General features: G+C 66.6%; 14 protein-coding genes. 4 read left to right on the top strand and 10 right to left on the bottom strand.

From position 1 onward, the window contains the following. The first annotated feature begins 23 nt into the window (after positions 1-23). The 4 genes from PVW46_RS10440 (at position 24) to PVW46_RS10425 (ending at position 4,843) form a co-directional block, all read left to right on the top strand. Positions 24-2,108, top strand: a complete 2,085-nt coding sequence (locus PVW46_RS10440; protein WP_274575871.1) for a 3-hydroxyacyl-CoA dehydrogenase NAD-binding domain-containing protein — start codon at positions 24-26, stop codon at positions 2,106-2,108. Then, a complete protein-coding gene (gene pcaF, locus PVW46_RS10435) occupies positions 2,108-3,310 on the top strand; it encodes a 3-oxoadipyl-CoA thiolase (protein ID WP_069208673.1) in 1,203 nt (400 codons plus the stop codon). Before PVW46_RS10440 ends, pcaF begins: the two co-directional genes overlap by 1 nt. 1 nt (position 3,311) lies before the next feature. After that, a complete protein-coding gene (locus PVW46_RS10430) occupies positions 3,312-3,971 on the top strand; it encodes a glutathione S-transferase family protein (protein WP_274575869.1) in 660 nt (219 codons plus the stop codon). 173 nt (positions 3,972-4,144) lie between these two features. Then, positions 4,145-4,843: a GntR family transcriptional regulator gene (locus tag PVW46_RS10425; RefSeq protein WP_274575867.1), complete on the top strand. Its 699-nt coding sequence runs from the start codon at positions 4,145-4,147 to the stop codon at positions 4,841-4,843. 96 nt (positions 4,844-4,939) lie between these two features. On the opposite strand, the gene ilvD is transcribed toward PVW46_RS10425, so the two are convergent. From ilvD to PVW46_RS10375, 10 genes are all read right to left on the bottom strand, one after another. After that, entirely contained in the window at positions 4,940-6,781 is a 1,842-nt protein-coding gene (gene ilvD / locus PVW46_RS10420) for a dihydroxy-acid dehydratase (RefSeq protein ID WP_069208619.1), read from the bottom strand. Between the two features lie 153 nt (positions 6,782-6,934). Next, the gene (locus tag PVW46_RS10415) at positions 6,935-7,699 is read right to left on the bottom strand and encodes an enoyl-CoA hydratase/isomerase family protein (protein ID WP_069208620.1); all 765 of its coding nucleotides are present in this window, start codon (positions 7,697-7,699) and stop codon (positions 6,935-6,937) included. Positions 7,700-7,704: 5 nt separating this feature from the next. Continuing rightward, a complete protein-coding gene (locus tag PVW46_RS10410) occupies positions 7,705-8,328 on the bottom strand; it encodes a flavin reductase family protein (RefSeq protein ID WP_069208621.1) in 624 nt (207 codons plus the stop codon). 5 nt (positions 8,329-8,333) lie between these two features. Further along, entirely contained in the window at positions 8,334-8,960 is a 627-nt protein-coding gene (locus PVW46_RS10405; protein ID WP_069208622.1) for a carboxymuconolactone decarboxylase family protein, read from the bottom strand. Then, the gene (locus tag PVW46_RS10400) at positions 8,957-10,150 is read right to left on the bottom strand and encodes a CaiB/BaiF CoA transferase family protein (RefSeq protein ID WP_069208623.1); all 1,194 of its coding nucleotides are present in this window, start codon (positions 10,148-10,150) and stop codon (positions 8,957-8,959) included. Before PVW46_RS10400 ends, PVW46_RS10405 begins: the two co-directional genes overlap by 4 nt. Next, positions 10,150-10,968: an alpha/beta fold hydrolase gene (locus PVW46_RS10395; protein ID WP_069208624.1), complete on the bottom strand. Its 819-nt coding sequence runs from the start codon at positions 10,966-10,968 to the stop codon at positions 10,150-10,152. The genes PVW46_RS10400 and PVW46_RS10395 overlap by 1 nt, the downstream gene beginning before the upstream one ends. Further along, positions 10,965-12,932 (bottom strand): TRAP transporter permease, encoded by a 1,968-nt coding sequence (locus tag PVW46_RS10390; protein ID WP_069208625.1) that lies wholly within the window; start codon positions 12,930-12,932, stop codon positions 10,965-10,967. Before PVW46_RS10390 ends, PVW46_RS10395 begins: the two co-directional genes overlap by 4 nt. 135 nt (positions 12,933-13,067) lie before the next feature. Next, positions 13,068-14,198 (bottom strand): TAXI family TRAP transporter solute-binding subunit, encoded by a 1,131-nt coding sequence (locus PVW46_RS10385; protein WP_083242214.1) that lies wholly within the window; start codon positions 14,196-14,198, stop codon positions 13,068-13,070. Between the two features lie 117 nt (positions 14,199-14,315). After that, positions 14,316-15,470, bottom strand: coding sequence for an acyl-CoA dehydrogenase family protein (locus PVW46_RS10380; protein ID WP_139132265.1), 1,155 nt, complete (start codon positions 15,468-15,470; stop codon positions 14,316-14,318). Then, complete coding sequence (locus PVW46_RS10375; RefSeq protein ID WP_069208677.1) at positions 15,467-16,525, bottom strand: acyl-CoA dehydrogenase family protein; 1,059 nt, start codon at positions 16,523-16,525, stop codon at positions 15,467-15,469. The genes PVW46_RS10380 and PVW46_RS10375 overlap by 4 nt, the downstream gene beginning before the upstream one ends. Positions 16,526-16,529: the final 4 nt, after the last annotated feature.

Genomic DNA, 16,529 nt, shown 5'->3' with positions numbered 1-16,529 from the left:
AAAGGGCAGAAGACGTGAATACGATGGTCACATCCGACCACCCGGCGGCAGCGCGGGGCCGGGTCGCTTTCGTCATGCAGGACGGGATCGCCGTCCTGACGATCGACAATCCGCCGGTGAACGCTGGATCGCTGGGCGTGCGCCTCGGAGTCGTTGCCGGCATCGCGGCGGCGCAAGAGGCGGGCGCCCGGGGCGCGGTCCTGATCGGCGCGGGCCGGACGTTCATCTCGGGCTCGGACCTGCGCGAATTCGGCCGTCCGCTGGAACAGCCGGAACTGCCGGACATGATCGCCTGTATCGAGGCGGCGCCCTTTCCCGTGGTCGCGGCCTTGCACGGCGTGGCGCTGGGCGGCGGGTTGGAACTGGCCCTGGGCTGTGACTGGCGGATCGCGGCGCCGGGCACCAAGGTCGGTTTGCCGGAGGTGTCGCTGGGCTTCATCCCGGGCGCGGGCGGGACGCAGCGCCTGCCGTGCCTTGTCGGCCAGTCCCGCGCCATCGACCTGATCTGTCGTGCCTCCCGCATCCCCGCCGAAGAGGCGCAGGAGATCGGGCTGATCGACGCCATCGCCGAGGGGGACCTGCTGCAAGCGGCATTTGCCATCCTGGCCGAGGGGCGCGGCAAGCGCCTTGCCAAGAAACTGACACCGCCAGAGGAAACGCCCGAGGCCATTGATGCCGTGGCCACCAAGATGCTGGCGCGCGGCGGCAAGAGGCCCAACGTGGCCGAGGCGATCCGGCTGGTCCGCGCCTCTGGTGGTGATGCCGATGCGACGCTTGCCGAGGAACGCGCGGTCTTTCATCGGCTGCGGTTGAGCGACGATGCCTTCGCCCTGCGCAATCTTTTCTTCGCCGAGCGCAAGGCGGCCTCTGTCGATGGTCTGGACATGGCGCAGGCCCGCGACGTGACCCGCGTCGGTGTGGTCGGCGGCGGGACGATGGGGCAGGGGATTGCCCGCGCCTTCCTCGCCGCCGACCTGCCGGTGGTCCTCGTCGAACGGGATCAGGAGGCGCTGTCCAGCGCGCTGGAGCGGACAAGGGCCGGGATCGACCGCCAGGTGGCCTCGGGGCGCCTGTCGCAGGAGGTGGCCGAGGGGCGCAAGGCGGCCCTCGCCGGCACGGTGGACCACGCGGGCCTGGCGGGCTGCGACCTGGTGATCGAGGCGGTCTTTGAAGACATGGCCGTCAAGACGGCGCTGCTGGCGAGCCTGGAACAACATCTGCCAGACAATGCGATCCTGGCAACCAACACGTCCTACCTGGACATCGACGAGATGGCGCAGGGCCTGTCCCATCCCGACCGCGTGATCGGCCTGCATTTCTTCAGCCCCGCCGACGTGATGAAACTGCTCGAGGTGGTCCGCGCCGAACTTACCTCGGAGGCCGTTCTGGCAACGGGGCTGAAGCTGGCCCGCAGGCTGGGCAAGCAGCCGGTGGTGGCCCGCGTGGGAGAGGGCTTTGTCGGCAACCGGATCTATGCGGCCTATCGCCGACGCGCCGAACTGCTGGTTCTGGATGGGGCCGCACCCGAGGCGGTGGATGCCGCCGCCAAGGCGTTCGGCTTTGCGATGGGGCCCTTTGCGGTCTCGGACATGTCGGGACTGGATATCGCCTGGGCCATGCGCAAGCGGCAAGCCGCGACACGCGACCCGAAGGCGCGCTATGTCACCATCCCCGACCGCCTCTGCGAGGCCGGGCGGCTGGGCCGCAAGACGGGAAAGGGCTGGTACGATCATTCAGGCGGCAAACCCGTGCCGGACCCGGAGGTCGCCGCCCTGATCGCGGCGGCGCGTGCCGACGCCGGGGTTTCCCCGCGCAGCTATGACGCCGAGACAATCCAGCGACAGTTGCTGGCGGCAATCGTGAACGAGGCGGCCTGCCTGCTGGACGAGGGGATCGCGCAGCGGGCCTCGGACATCGACGTGGTGCTGACCAATGGATATGGCTTTCCCCGCTGGCGTGGCGGGCCGCTGTATTGGGCGGCCGGGCAGGACCGCGCGGCGCTGGAGGCCGATCTGGCCGACCTCGCGCAGGCCGTGGGCCATGGTTTCCGCGCCGGGCCGGTTGCCCGGACACTCGACCAGATCGACATCCCGACGGAGGGCCAATGATGCAGCCTGTCTATATCTGCGATTACATCCGAACACCCATCGGCCGCTATGGCGGCAGCCTGTCCGGTATCCGCGCCGATGACCTTGGCGCCTTGCCGTTGAAGGCGCTTCAGGAGCGCCACCCAGCGCTGGACTGGGCAGAGGTGGTGGACGTGATCTATGGCTGCGCCAACCAGGCGGGCGAAGACAACCGCAGCGTTGCGCGCATGTCGCTCTTGCTGGCCGGTTTGCCAGAGACGGTGTCCGGCACCACGATCAACCGGCTCTGCGGCTCCGGCATGGATGCGGTGCTGGCGGCCTGGCGACGGCTGGCCGTGGGCGAGGGTGACCTGGCCATCGCCGGCGGGGTCGAGAGCATGAGCCGTGCGCCCTTTGTCATGCCCAAGGCACCCTCTGCCTTTTCGCGGGCCACCAGCGTCGAGGATACGACCATTGGCTGGCGCTTCATCAACCCGGTGATGCAGAGGCTCTACGGGACGGACTCGATGCCCGAAACGGCCGAGAATGTGGCCGCCGATTTCGGTATCTCGCGCGTCGACCAGGACGCCTTTGCCCTGCGCTCGCAGGAACGGGCGGCGTCGGCCATCGCTTCGGGCGTGCTGGGCGAAGAGATCATCCCGGTGCAGGTGCCGCAGCGGCGGGGTGACCCGCTGGTCTTTGACACGGATGAGCATCCGCGCGCTTCGACCTTGGAAAAGCTGGGCAAACTGCCGGCCCCCTTCCGTGAAGGCGGGTCGGTCACGGCGGGCAATGCCTCTGGTGTCAACGATGGTGCGGCGGCGTTGATCCTGGCGACCGAGGCGGGGGTGAAACGCCACGGGCTGACGCCCTTGGCGCGGATCACGGGCGGGGCCACCGCCGGGGTCGCGCCGCGCATCATGGGCATGGGGCCCGCACCCGCGACGGAAAAACTTTGTGCGCAGCAGGGGCTGACGCCCGCGGATTTCGACCTGGTGGAACTGAACGAGGCCTTCGCCTCGCAGGCGCTGGCGGTGTTGCGGCGGCTGGGCCTGCCGGATGACGCGGATCATGCGAACCCACGCGGCGGGGCCATTGCCCTTGGTCATCCTCTGGGCATGTCTGGCGCCCGGATCACAGGCACCGCCGCCCGCGCGCTGGCGCGGGGCGAGGGGAAACGCGCGCTTGCCACCATGTGCATCGGCGTGGGACAGGGAATTGCCATCGGGTTGGAGGCCGCCTGAAATGATGAAACTGCATTGGTCGCCGCGCTCTCCTTTCGTGCGCAAGGTCATGATCGTGTTGGAGGAAACCGGCCTGACGGAACAGGTGGAGCAGGTGCGGTCCGTGGTGGCCATGCCGCTGCCGCCGAACGAGGCGGTCATGGCGGACAACCCCTTGGGCAAGATCCCCACCCTTGTCACCGAGGAGGGCAAGGCACTGTTCGACAGCCGCGTGATCTGCGAATACCTCGACCTCCGGGCCGAGACCGACCTGTTTCCTGCGGACCCAGCGGCCCGGGTGGACCAGCTGACTTGGCAAGCACTGGGCGACGGGCTGACCGATATCCTGCTGCTCTGGCGCACCGAACTGACCCGTGAAACCGGCCCTTGGGAAGCGGTGACAGAAGGATGGTTGGCCAAGGTGCGTGCGTCGATGGCCCGGCTGGAGTCCGAGGTTCCGGATCTGAGAGCATCGGGTTTCGGGATTGGCCATGTGGCGGTGATCTGTGCGCTGGGACAGCTGGATTTCCGCTGGCCCGATTGCGGCTGGCGCGATCATTTCCCGGCGCTGGCCGCTTGGGAGGCGGAGATGGCCGCGCGCGCCTCCGTCTCCGCGAACCCGGTGGTCAACGACCAGGGCGAGGGGGAAAACGAAATCACCCTGGGCCGCCTGGCATTCTGAACACGGCCCGGGCGCGGTCATGGTTCCCGCGCCCGGTGCTTGATCTAAAAACTAGTTTTATTGATTGAAGAAGTTTCCAGCTCCCTCTATCCTTGTGTGACAGTGGCAAAGAGGGCGCGATGGCCGGTATGAAGTCTGAAAATGCGACCGTGAAGGCGCTGCAAAAAAGCAACGTGTCGCGATACATCCAGCTTGCCAGCCTGTTCCGTCAGCGGATCGAAAGCGGCGAGTGGGAAGTGGGGGAAAAGATCCCCACGGTCAAGGAACTGGCCGATCAATGCGGCGTGGCGACGATGACGATCCGGCAATCGCTGGACATCCTCGAAAAGGAAGGCCTGATCGAGCGCTACCGTGCCAAGGGCACCTTTGTCGTCGAACAGCCCAAGCGCGACCTCTGGTGCGAGGTCAAGACCGACTGGACGGGCCTGCTGATCGCGCGCGACAACGCGGTGATCGAGATCCTGGGCGATGAACTTGGCGCGCAACTGCCCCGTCATGATGGTGATATCGGCAATGCCGCACCGGCCTACCGGCATCTCAAGCGCAGGCATAGTCGTGACGACCTGGCCTTTCTGCTGGCCGATGTCTACGTCGATGAACGCATCTGCGACCTGATCCCGGAAGAGAATTACACCAAGGTCACGGCCATGCGGCTGGTGGCGGATCTGCCCGGGCAGACGGTGGTGAACGCCAACCAGATCGTTACCATCGGCGCGGCAGACCTTGAAACGGCTTCGCAGCTGAACATCTCGATCGGTGATCCGATTGCCCGCGTGCAGCGGACGGTGGTCAACCAAAACGGAGACATCATCATGCTGGCCAACGGGATCTATCGTGGCGACATGATGAAGATAGAGGTCAAGCTGCGGTAGCGGGACTGGTCCGCGAGACTCCGTCAGTTCAAAGAAAATGCGCCCCGAACCGGCAGTCCGGTTCGGGGCGCATCTGTTTCCAGCCGTCTCAGGCGATCACGGGTCCAGGCGGACGGCCCCGTGGCTGGCATTGGCCACCAGCGAGGCATAGGCCTTGAGCGCGCGGCTGACCTTGCGCTTGCGCGGCTTGGCGGGCTTCCAGGCGGCGTCGCCCCTGGCCTCCATCTCGGCGCGGCGCGCTGCCAGGTCTTCGTCACTGAGCGCCACGTTGATCGTCCGGTTGGGGATGTCGATCTCGATCATGTCGCCTTCGACCAGCAGGCCGATGTTGCCGCCTTCGGCAGCCTCGGGCGAGACGTGACCGATCGAAAGACCGGAGGTGCCGCCGGAGAAACGGCCGTCGGTGATCAGGGCGCAGGCCTTGCCCAGCTTCATGGATTTCAGGTAGCTGGTCGGGTAGAGCATTTCCTGCATCCCCGGCCCGCCACGCGGCCCTTCATAGCGGATGATGACCACGTCACCGGCCTGGATTTCCTTGCCGAGAATGCGGTTCACCGCCTCGTCCTGGCTTTCGCAGACCTTGGCCGGCCCACTGAATTTCAGGATGCTGTCGTCCACGCCCGCGGTTTTCACCACGCAGCCTTCCTGCGCGATGTTGCCGAACAGCACGGCCAGGCCGCCGTCCTGGCTGAAGGCGTGTTCCTTGGACCGGATGACGCCGTTTTCGCGGTCCGTGTCGAGGCTGCGATAGCGGCTGGCCTGGCTGAAGGCCTCTGTGGTGCGCACGCCGCCCGGCGCGGCGCTGAACAGTTCGTGCACCTTGTTGTCCTTGGTGCGCGCAATGTCCCACTGGTCGATGGCCTCGCCGATGGTCGGCACATGGACGGTCGAAACATCGCGGTTGATCAGCCCGGCATCGTCGAGCTGCCCGAGGATGCCGAAAATGCCGCCGGCGCGGTGCACGTCTTCCATGTGCACGTCGCCCACGGCGGGCGCGACCTTGCACAGGCAGGGCGTGATCCGGCTCAGCTTGTCCATGTCGTCCAGGGTGAAGTCCACCTCGGCCTCGCGGGCGATGGCCAGCAGGTGCAGCACCGTGTTCGTCGAGCCGCCCATCGCGATGTCCAGCGTCATGGCGTTCTGGAATGCGGCATGGGTGGCGATGCCACGCGGCGTGACCGATTGGTCGCCGCCCTCGTAGTGGCGCTTGGCCAGGTCCACGATCCGGCGCCCGGCCTCCAGGAACAGGGCCTTGCGGTCGGCGTGGGTGGCCAGGGTCGAACCGTTTCCGGGCAGGGCAAGGCCCAGGGCCTCGGCCAGGCAATTCATCGAGTTCGCGGTGAACATGCCGGAACAGGACCCGCAGGTCGGGCAGGCGTTGACCTCGAAGGCATTGACCTGTTCATCGCTCAGGTCGGGGTTCGCCGCCTGCACCATCGCGTCCACCAGGTCGACCGCGATGTCTTTGCCGTCGACATTGACCTTTCCGGCCTCCATCGGGCCGCCGGAGACGAAGATCGCGGGAATATCGACGCGCATGGCCGCCATCAGCATCCCGGGCGTGATCTTGTCGCAGTTGGAAATGCAGATCATGGCATCCGCGCAATGCGCATTGACCATGTATTCCACGCTGTCCGCGATAATCTCGCGCGAGGGCAGCGAGTAGAGCATGCCGTCGTGGCCCATCGCGATGCCATCGTCCACGGCGATCGTGTTGAATTCCTTGGCGACACCGCCTGCCGCCTCGACCTCGCGGGCCACCATCTGGCCCAGGTCCTTGAGGTGGACGTGGCCGGGCACGAACTGGGTAAAGGAGTTCACGATGGCGATGATCGGCTTGCCGAAGTCGCCATCCTTCATCCCCGTGGCGCGCCACAGGGCCCGGGCGCCGGCCATGTTGCGTCCAGAAGTCGATGTCTTTGAGCGATAGGGTATCATGCTGTCCTTCCCGCGCGATGAAACTTTGCCGGTTCTCTTATTCCGGAAATCCCGGGAAGGCCATTGCGCAAGAACCGCTTTGGCCGCAAGCCCGAACAAACGGGCTGGCGGATTGGTGTGTCGAACCTGCCGGGCGGCAGCGCTCCGGGCCGCTCAGCCTTTGAAGACCGGCGCGCGCTTTTCGCGGAAGGCCGCCATCGCCTCGGCGGTATCCTCGGAGGTGGACAGCGCCTTGGTCTGGCCCTGTTCGAACCGGTAGCCTTCGTAGATCGACACGCCTTCCGTGACCTGGAACGACTTCTTGGCCGCCCGCACCGCCGAGGGGCTTGCCTTGGCGATGTCAGTGGCGATGCCGCGCGCAGTCTCAAAAAGGTCCTCTGGCGCGACGCAGGCCGAGGCGACGTTCATCCGCAACAGTTCAGGGCCATAGACGCGGCGCGCGGTGTAGATCATCATGCGGGCGTCGCTTTCGCCGAAATGCCGCCGCACATGGGCCACCCCCCCGGCGAGGCCGACCATGACCTCGGTCATCTGCAGGAATCCCTTTTCGGACGTCACGATGATGTCGCAGCACAAGGCGGTCACGCAGCCCGCGCCGATGGCCGCGCCGTTGACGGCGGCGATGATCGGCTTGGGGCATTCCAGCAGGCAGTCAAAGCTGGCTCGCACGCGGCGATTGTGAGCGGTGTAATGACCGGGGTCCTGCGTCGGACGTTCTGACAGGTCGGCGCCCGCGGAAAAGGCCTTGCCCTCGCCGGTAATCACGATGGCGCGCACATCCGAACGGTCGCCAAGCGCATCGACGACCTCGACCAGTTCTTCGCGAAAGCGGTTGTTCTGGGCGTTTACCGGCGGGCGGGTGATGGTGATGGTGGCGATATGCTCGCTGACGTCCAGGGTCAGTGTCTCGTGGCTCATTTTCGTCAAGTCCTCGTGCCTGTCTGGTCCACCTGGGGGCGGATCATCTCGAATGTCTCTGTCACTGTGCAGTAGTCGCGGTAGCCCAGCCGCGCGAGCGGGCGCAGCAGGTCTGTCGCGACCTTGCCGTCGCGCAGGATGCGGTCGGCGATGTGGATGCCGACGACCTCGCCAAAGACCACGCGGTTGTGGCAGGGCACGCCGGTAGAGGTGTCCAGCCCCACGATCTTGTCCAGACGGCATTCGATCGAGATCGGCGCCTCGGCGACGCGGGGGGCGTCGATGTTGGTGCAGGGGGCGGGGGTGACGCCCGCGATGGCGAATTCGTCGACCTCTGGCGGGTAGCTGCCAGAGGTGGCGTTCATCGCCTCTTTCAGGTCTTCGCCGGGGATGTTCACGCAGAATTCCCCGCTCGCCTCGATGTTGGCCAGCGTGTCCTTTGGCCCGTCCGAGGAAAACATCACGAATGGCGGCTTGGAGGCGACGGTGTTGAAGGCACTGTAGGGGGCAAGGTTGCGCACCCCTTCCGCCGAAACGGTTGATATCCAGGCGATGGGACGGGGGGCGATCAGGGCCATCCAGGGGCCATGCGCCAACCCGTGCGCGTCGTGCCGGGGGTCGTGGAACATGACGCTCAGGCCCCCGCCGGCGCCGGAAGCTCGGCCAGCACGCCCGCCTCGCCCGGAAGAGTGGCGCTGACGCCCTCGGGCAGGGGAATGCGGTGGACGTTGAGCGTCATCGCCACCAGAGAATAGTAGCCGATGACGGCGGTCAGTTCGACCGCGCCGACTTCGCCCCAGCGGGCGACGATGGCGGTATAGGTGTCGGGCGCCACATCCCCGGTCTGCACGATCTGGCGGGCGAAATCATAAATCTCACGGGCTTCGGCATCGTCGCCGAAGCTGGGCGGCTGGCACAGGCGCACCGACTCTGCGATGGCCGGGTCAAGACCCGCGCGGTCCGCGTCGCGGGCGTGGATCGCCCATTCCAGGCGGCTGTTCCAGCGCCGCGCGGTCACGAGGATCGCCAGTTCCGACAGGCGCGTCGGCAGCGAGGTTTCGAACCGCAGCACCTGGCCCATGCGTTGCCAGCGATCGGCCAGCACCGGGTTGTGCAGCGCGGCGCGCAAGGGCCCGACCAGCGTCCGGCGCGGGCCGGAAATGATCTGGTCATAGACCTCGCGCTGGGCGGTGGTCATGGTCTCCGGCTCGGGAAAGCTGATGCGTCCCTCGACCTTGGCGGTGTCCTGTCCGGTCTTCATGCCTGCGTCTCCCCCAGTCCGAGTGCCTGCAGCACCTCTTCGGTATGTTCCCCCAACAGCGGCGGTGCCTTGTCGATACTCAGCGGCGCGTTGAGAAAGTTCATCGGGCTGACCACCTGTTTGACCGTGCCCGACAGCGGATGTGGAATGTCGCGCAGCATCCGGCGGTGCTTGACCTGCGGTTCCTCGAACACCCGGTCGATGGTGTTGATCGGACCGGAGGGGACGCCCGCCGCGGCAAAGGCCTCGCACCACTCGGTGATGGTGCGGTCGGCCAGGGCCGCGATCAGCAGCGCCTCCAGCTCTTCGAGGTTCTCGACCCGGGCGGCATTGGTGGCGAATTTCGGGTCACCGGACAGGGCGGGTTGCCCGATGACCTCGCAGAACTTGACGAACTGGCCGTCGTTGCCCACCGCCAGGACGATGAAACCGTCCTTAACCGGATAGACGTTCTGCGGTTGGATATTGGGGTGGCGGTTGCCGCGCCGCACGGGCTTCTGACCCGAAACGAGGTAGTTCATCGCCTGGTTCGCCAGCATCGCGACGGAGACGTCCAGCATGGCGATGTCGATGTGATCGCCCTTGCCGGTCTGATCGCGGTTGGCCAGCGCCGCAAGGGTGCCGATGGCGGTATACATGCCGGTCATGATGTCGATGATCGGCACACCGACCTTCTGCGGGCCGCCGCCGGGCTCTCCATCCGGGCCGCCGGTGACGCTCATCAGGCCGCCCATGCCCTGGATCATGAAGTCATAGGCGGCGTCGTTCGCCTGTGGCCCGGACAGGCCAAAGCCGGTAACAGAGGCGTAGATCAGGCGCGGGTTCACCTCCTTGAGGTCGTCATAGCCCAGGCCCATGCGGCCCAGCGTGCCGGTCTTGAAGTTCTCCAGCAGAATGTCGGACTCGCGCGCCAGGGCGCGGACGACGTTGCGGCCTTCTTCGGATTTCAGGTCCAGCTCGACCGAGCGTTTGCCCCGGTTGACCGACAGGTAATACCCGGCCTCCTTGGTGGTGTTGCCCTCGCTGTCCTTGAGGAACGGCGGGCCCCAGCGGCGGGTATCGTCCCCGGCGCCCAGGCGTTCGACCTTGATGACGTCAGCCCCCAGGTCGGCTAGGATCTGGCCGCACCAGGGGCCGGCCATGATGCGGGAGAGGTCGAGAACACGGATATGAGAAAGCGGGCCGGGCATCACGGAAGCTCCTGTTGGTCTTGGGCCACGGCGTCCAGGAACGGCGCAAGCGCGGCATTGAAGGCCTCGGGGCATTGGAAGTTGGGCACATGGCCCGCCCCGGGAATGGTGTCGAAACGTATGTCGGGCAGGGGGCCGAACTGGGCCCGGATCGCGTCGGGCATGGCGCCATCCTTTTCCCCGGCCAGGCCCAGCACGGGGCAGGTCAGGGACGCCAGCGCGGCGGACTGGTCGTAAGAGGCCAGGGCATGGGTCGCGGCGGCGAAGCCCTCGACCGGGGTGGCGGCGATCATGGCGCTCAGGCCCTGTGCAAGCGGGGCATCCGCAGCCACATCGGGCAGCCAGCGCGGCGCGGTCTCTGCGGCGATGCGGGCCATGCCATCGGCACGCGCGGTCTCACGACGCTCGGTCCAGAAGGCCTCGCGCCCCGCTGCGCTGCGCGAGACGCCATCCACGGCGACGAAGGCGGCGACGCGGTCCGGCCGGTCCTTGGCGGCGGCCAGGCAGGTGGGCACACCCATCGACAGGCCGACCAGGACGCAGCGGGTGATCCCGCAATGATCCAGCAGCGCAGTCAGGTCCGCGCCGTAGCCGTCAAAGCTCATCGGGCCGTCGGGCAGGCTGGAGGCGCCGTGGCCGCGCTGGTCGTAGCGCAGCACCCGGTAGCGGTCCGCGAGGGCGGTGGCCTGTGCGTCCCAGACCGACAGGTCGGTCATGACCGAGTTGGAAAAGACCACCCAGGGCGCCCCGTCCGGCCCGTCGATACGGGCGTTCAGCTGGCCGCCATCGGGCAGGGGGACAGTGAGGTTGCGGGTCATTCGATCCCTTTCTGGCTGACCGGAGTGGCCGCCATCGCAGGTTTGTTGAGAAGTCCGATGCCCATGACCAGCGCCAGCGCCGACAGCCCGACGAGATCGGACACGAGGTCGGGCACCAGCAGGCACAGACCGCCTGCCAGCAGCACCAGCGCCTCCCACCCACGGGCGCCACGGCCGAGGACGTAGATGTAACGTTCGGAAGCGGCCGACAGCATCAGGATGGAGAGGATCGCGGTCGAGACCGACAGGGTGATTTCCAGCGGCTCGCCCTGAAGGATCAGGCTGGGGTTCAGAACGAAGAGGAAGGGCAGCACGAAGAGGATCGCCCCCAGCCGCATTGCCACGATGCCGGTCCGCATGGCGGGTGCCTTGGCGATCGAAGAGGCGGCAACGGCGGCCATCGCGACTGGCGGCGTGATATAGGACAGCATCGCCCAATAGAGGATGAACAGGTGGCTGCCCATCTCGGACAGGCCGCCCTGCACCAGGGCAGGCGCCAGCACCACGGCCAGGAAGATGTAGCAGGCCGAAACCGTCATCCCCATGCCCAGGATGAAACTGGTCAATGCGCCGAAGGCCAGCAGCAGGTAGACGTTGCCGCCCGCGTATTGCAGCAGCTCGCGGCTGAAGGCATTGCCGACCCCGGTGATCGCCAGCGCGCCGACGACCATGCCGACCCCGGCTAGCACGCCCACCAGCATGCCGATGGTGGCCCCGGTCTCGATCAGCAGGGTCAGGATCGGGGTCAGGACTCCGCTTTTGCGGGCGCGCACCAGGGCGGTGATCAGCAGCAGCACGGTGATGTAGAAGGGCGATTTCGCCTCGGCGTTGGTGGCGAGCAGCAGAAAGACCAGCAGGCCGAGGCTCAGCAGGAAGATCCAGCCCGACCGCAGCACGACCCAGATCTTGGGCAGCTGGTCACGCGGCAGGCCTTGCAGGCCGTTGCGCGCCGCGTAGCAATCCGTCTGGATCAGCAGGACAAGGTAGAACAGCAGCGCGGGCACCGTCGCAGCCACCATGATGTCGGCATAGGGCACGTTCATGAACGAGGCCATGACAAAGGCGACCGAGCCCATGACCGGCGGCATCAGCGCGCCACCTGTCGAGGCACAGCTTTCGACCGCGCCGGAATAGGCCGCCGGATAACCGCAGCGTTTCATCGTCGGGATGGTCATGGAACCGGTCGAGATGACGTTGGAAATCACGCTGCCCGAGAGCGAACCGAAAAAGCCCGAGGACAGGATGGCCACCTTGGCGGGGCCGCCGCGGGCATGGCCCATCAGGGCGCTGGCCAAGTCCATGAAGAAGGTGCCCCCGCCGGAGACGGTCAGTGCCACGCCGAAGACGATGAAGCCGATCAGAAGGTCCGCGATCACGCGGATCGGGATGCCGATGATGCTTTCGACCCCCAGGGAATGGCTGAGCACGGTTTCCGACAGCGACATCTGAACGCCCCAGAGGAAACCGGGCATGTGACCGGTATAGAGCGGGAAGGCCGCGAAGACCGCGCAGATCAGGAACAGCGGCAAGCCCGCGCAGCGGCGCACGGCCTCCAGCGACATCAGCACCAGCAGGCCGGCCAGCAGGACCACCGGCAGGGGCGCCTCGAATTCCCAGCCCCGGGTCAGGATGTCGTTGGCGTGAAGGGCGAAATAGAAACAGGTTCCCAGCGCCGCCGCGGCCAGCAGCCAGTCGTACCAGCGGACGCGATCGGCATCGGCGGTGCGGGCGGGGGAATTCAGGAAGGCCACCGGCATGAACAGGCCGACGATGATGTAATAGTAGGCCGTGCTGATCGGGCGGAACCCGAGGAACTGCAGGTTGAAGATCTGGTTGATGATGATCGCCAGGCCCGTCGTCGACAGGATGAGGACGGTGAACCAGGCCGGGCCGGTCAGCCTGCTGCCGGGTTGCGCCCAGGGCTTTGGCTGGTCCTGCGTCTGAGAAAGTGTGTCGGTCTGCATGGCGGTATCCGGAATGCGGGAGGGGAGAGCCGCCGGCACGCGGGCCGGGGCCGGGCGGCGGCGGGCCGGTCGGCCCGCGCCGTGACCGTGCCGTGCCGCCGGGAGTGAGGGCGGCAGGCGCGGTCGGTGGGGGGATCAGTCCAGCGCTTCGGCGCGGTAGGCTTGCCAGAAGTCGGGCCAGTCTGCGTCTGAGACACCGTCTGCCTCGGCCTTTTCCCGGGCGGCGGCCCAGGCCGTCTTGACGGCCTCGATCCGTGCGATGCGGGCCTCGTTCCAGGCGTCGTCCTCGGCATCCCAGACGCCGATCTCGCGCAGGTACTTGACCGCGCCCGGGTGGAAGGGGGCGCCCGCCGGGGAGGTGCCGGCATCGCCGACGTTCCAGCGGCCAATCACCTTGTTGGCGTCCTTGTAGAGATCAAAGCTCTCGTCCAGGGCCTTGACGAAGTTGTAGACCTCGTCATCGTCCGTTGCGGCATAGGTGGTCAGCTGTGGATAGCGGTAGCCCAGCAGGTCCGCCGGGTCCTCTTCCGAGATGCTGACGCCCACGGTCATCGAGACGGGCGAGAACACCGAGGACGAGGCGCGCACGCGCTCCCAGCCCGCAGCGTCCGATCCGGGCATGTCCAGCCAGCGCACGCCGCGACCGCCCTCTGCCTCGCGCAGGGCCGAAACGGTGGGGGTGACGGGAACGGCGTCGATCTCGCCCGAGATGAAGCCCTGGACCATCGCGCCGTAGCCGGGGTAGATCACTTCTTCGACGTCATCGACGGTCAGCCCGCCAAAGGCCAGCGCGGCCTTGGTGTTCATCAGGGTCGAGGGGCTGGCCTGCACGAAACCGACCTTGCGGCCCTTCAGGTCCTGGATCGACTGGATATCGGTGTCTTCGCCGGTGATCAGACCCACGGCAGCGGGACGGCCCAGCAGGACGCGCACGTCCTGCGGACCCCAGTCGGGTGCGGCGAACTCAAAATCGGCCTCGGAGGCAAAGAAGATTTCATTGCCCATGAAGCCGAAGGTCGCCCGGCCACGAGCCAGCGGCAGCATCCGGCCGATGGCGGTGCCTGAGGGCGTCAGGCGCACGGTGGTGCCGTATTTCTTGTCCAGCGCATCGGCCATTGCCGAGGCTTCGGCATAACCGGTCGAGCCGAGGTCATAGGATGTCCAGACCATTGCGCGCGGCAAGGTCACGTCCTGGGCAAAGGCGGCCTGCGCGGCAAGGCCAAGGGCGGCGATGGCGGCCCCACGGATGATCTTGGAATACAGCAACGTAACTCCTCCTGTTGCTTGGTCGGTCCGAATCCGGGGGTCTCCTCCCCGTTTCGACTCTGGTCGAAACTAGACGTGATGTGTTAAAAAATCAAAACTATAGTTTATAGGCCCTAGTCAGCTTGGAAGCTCCAGCACGGCCTTGGCCAGAACGTTGCGCATGATCTCTGTCGAGCCGCCGAAAATCGTCGTCGGGCGGGCCGACAGGTATGTGGCCGCCGCGTGCAACTGGCGGTCGCCCTCGGGGGCATGGCGCAGGCCCGCGTCCTCTTCGGCCACCTGCATCATCAGTTCGGAAATGCGCTGGTACAGATCGCTCTGGAAGATCTTTAGCATGGCCACGTCGGCACCGATCTCGTGCCCATCGCGCAACCGGTCGACATAGGTCTCGAAGAGGTCGCTGAGATCCAGCACGTCGCATTGCAGCGCGACGTAGCGATCCCGAAAGACGGGGTCGTCCCAGGCCCCGGCACGTTGGGCGATGCGTTTCAGACGCGACAGGGCAGCGGCAGACAGGCGCGGCGCGCCGATGAAGACCCGTTCATGCCCCAGCAGCGCCTTGGCCACCGACCAGCCGTCATTGACGCGGCCCACGATGTGATCGGCGGGCACGCGCACGTCATCGAAAAAGACCTCGCAGAACTCGGCCTCGAGCTCCAGGTTCTCGATGTTGCGGATGGTCACGCCCCTGGCGTCCATCGGCACCAGCAGGAAGCTGATGCCCGCCTGTTTCTTCACCGTCTTGTCGGTGCGGGCGAGGATGAAGATCCAGTTGGCATCCATCCCCAGCGTGCACCAGGTCTTTTGCCCGTTGATCACCCATTCCTCGCCGTCCAGCACCGCCTCGCAGCGCACTGCTGCCAGGTCGGACCCGGCGCCCGGTTCGGAATAGCCCTGTGCCCAGACGTCCTCACCGGACAGAATCCGGGGCAGGAAATGTGCCTTCTGCGCCTCTGTCCCGTGTTTCAACAGCAAGGGACCCAGCATGACCGGGCCGATGTCGTTCACGCGCGCGGCGCCATAACGTTCGAATTCCTCGATCAGGATCAGGTGCTTGCCCGCGTTCAGGCCCATGCCGCCATGTTCGCGCGGCCAGGTGGGGCAGATCCAGCCATGTTCCGACAGGACCATGTACCAGGGTTTCACCTCGTCCCAATGCAGGCGGCTGAGCGAGTAACGCGGGATGTCGGGATAGTTGGTTTCGACAAAGGCGCGCGCGGTCTGGCGAAACTCGGCGTCGCTCATGGCGTTGTAATCGGGCAGGGCGGTCATGCGGCCTCCTCCTGGTCGAGCCGGGTGGCAAGCATGCGGCGCTGTAGGTGCGGGCTGCCGAAGAGATTGGCCTCTGTCATGGCCTTGCGGACGAACAGGCCGATGTCGGCCTCGTCGGTGATGCCCATCGCACCATGCATCTGCACCGCCTCGCGAGCGACCAGCATGGCCAGCTCTGCCGCGCGCAGCTTGCAACGGGCGGCGCCGGCGGCGCGGGTGGCGGCGTCCGCCCCGGTGTCGAACCGCCGCGCGGTGGCGGCAATCGCGGCGCGGGTCAGTTCCAGCTGGATTTTCATTTCGGTTGCCCGATGCTGAAGCGACTGGAAGCTGCCGATGGGGCGGTCGAACTGCTTGCGGACGCGCAGGTAGTCCAGCGTGATCTCCAGCGCGCGGTCTGCGAGGCCCAGCAGGTAGGCCGAATGGGCCAGCGTGGCGTCCTGCAATACGGCTTCGACCCGGGCGCAGGGCAAGAAGTCCGCCGCGACGCCGGTCATGTGCAGGCGGTCCATCGTGCCGCCGTCCAGCGTCTCTGCTGTTTCGATGGTCAGGCCCTCGGCGGAGCGGGGCACAACGGCAAGGCCTGCGTCAGTGACGATGGCAAAGAGATCGGTCCCGACAGCGCCGCGCAGGTTGACCTTGGTGCCGGTCAGGAGGTCGCCCTTGGCACCGCCCTGCCAGTCCAGCGCGCCGGTGACGTCCTGCCAGGCAGTCAGGATCACCGCCTCGCCGGTCATGGCGGATTCGGGCAGTGCCTCCTGCAAGAGCGCGCCGGCCATCATCGTGGACAGCACCGGTTCGGGCACCAGCCCACGGCCCAGCACCTCCATCAGGGCGCAGGTCTCACGCAGGCCCAGGCCGCCGGCCTCTTCACCGATCCACATCAGAGGCCAGCCCAGTTCGGCAGTCTGCTGCATCACAGCGCGGTCAAAACCGGCCCCGTCGAACCGCGCCTTGCGGACCCGGTCGAGCGCGCCATCGGCGGGCACCACGGCGCGCGCGCTTTCGACGATCATGCGCGCGTTTTCCTGCCAGTCCTCGTTCATGCTTCCGTCCATGCCG

This window comes from Mameliella sp. AT18, from assembly GCF_028807275.1.
GTDB lineage: Bacteria > Pseudomonadota > Alphaproteobacteria > Rhodobacterales > Rhodobacteraceae > Antarctobacter > Antarctobacter albus.
Note: the sequence above shows the minus strand (reverse complement) of the source record. Positions and strands in the feature narration are given on the sequence as shown.

Coding starts and splice junctions, on each gene's coding strand:
- ilvD (WP_069208619.1), bottom strand. CDS start 6,781: ATGATACCCTATCGCTCAAAGACATCGACTTCTGGACGCAACATGGCC.
- PVW46_RS10395 (WP_069208624.1), bottom strand. CDS start 10,968: ATGACCCGCAACCTCACTGTCCCCCTGCCCGATGGCGGCCAGCTGAAC.
- PVW46_RS10380 (WP_139132265.1), bottom strand. CDS start 15,470: ATGACCGCCCTGCCCGATTACAACGCCATGAGCGACGCCGAGTTTCGC.
- pcaF (WP_069208673.1), top strand. CDS start 2,108: ATGCAGCCTGTCTATATCTGCGATTACATCCGAACACCCATCGGCCGC.
- PVW46_RS10440 (WP_274575871.1), top strand. CDS start 24: ATGGTCACATCCGACCACCCGGCGGCAGCGCGGGGCCGGGTCGCTTTC.
- PVW46_RS10415 (WP_069208620.1), bottom strand. CDS start 7,699: ATGAGCCACGAGACACTGACCCTGGACGTCAGCGAGCATATCGCCACC.
- PVW46_RS10410 (WP_069208621.1), bottom strand. CDS start 8,328: ATGTTCCACGACCCCCGGCACGACGCGCACGGGTTGGCGCATGGCCCC.
- PVW46_RS10405 (WP_069208622.1), bottom strand. CDS start 8,960: ATGAAGACCGGACAGGACACCGCCAAGGTCGAGGGACGCATCAGCTTT.
- PVW46_RS10430 (WP_274575869.1), top strand. CDS start 3,312: ATGATGAAACTGCATTGGTCGCCGCGCTCTCCTTTCGTGCGCAAGGTC.
- PVW46_RS10400 (WP_069208623.1), bottom strand. CDS start 10,150: ATGCCCGGCCCGCTTTCTCATATCCGTGTTCTCGACCTCTCCCGCATC.
- PVW46_RS10375 (WP_069208677.1), bottom strand. CDS start 16,525: ATGGACGGAAGCATGAACGAGGACTGGCAGGAAAACGCGCGCATGATC.
- PVW46_RS10390 (WP_069208625.1), bottom strand. CDS start 12,932: ATGCAGACCGACACACTTTCTCAGACGCAGGACCAGCCAAAGCCCTGG.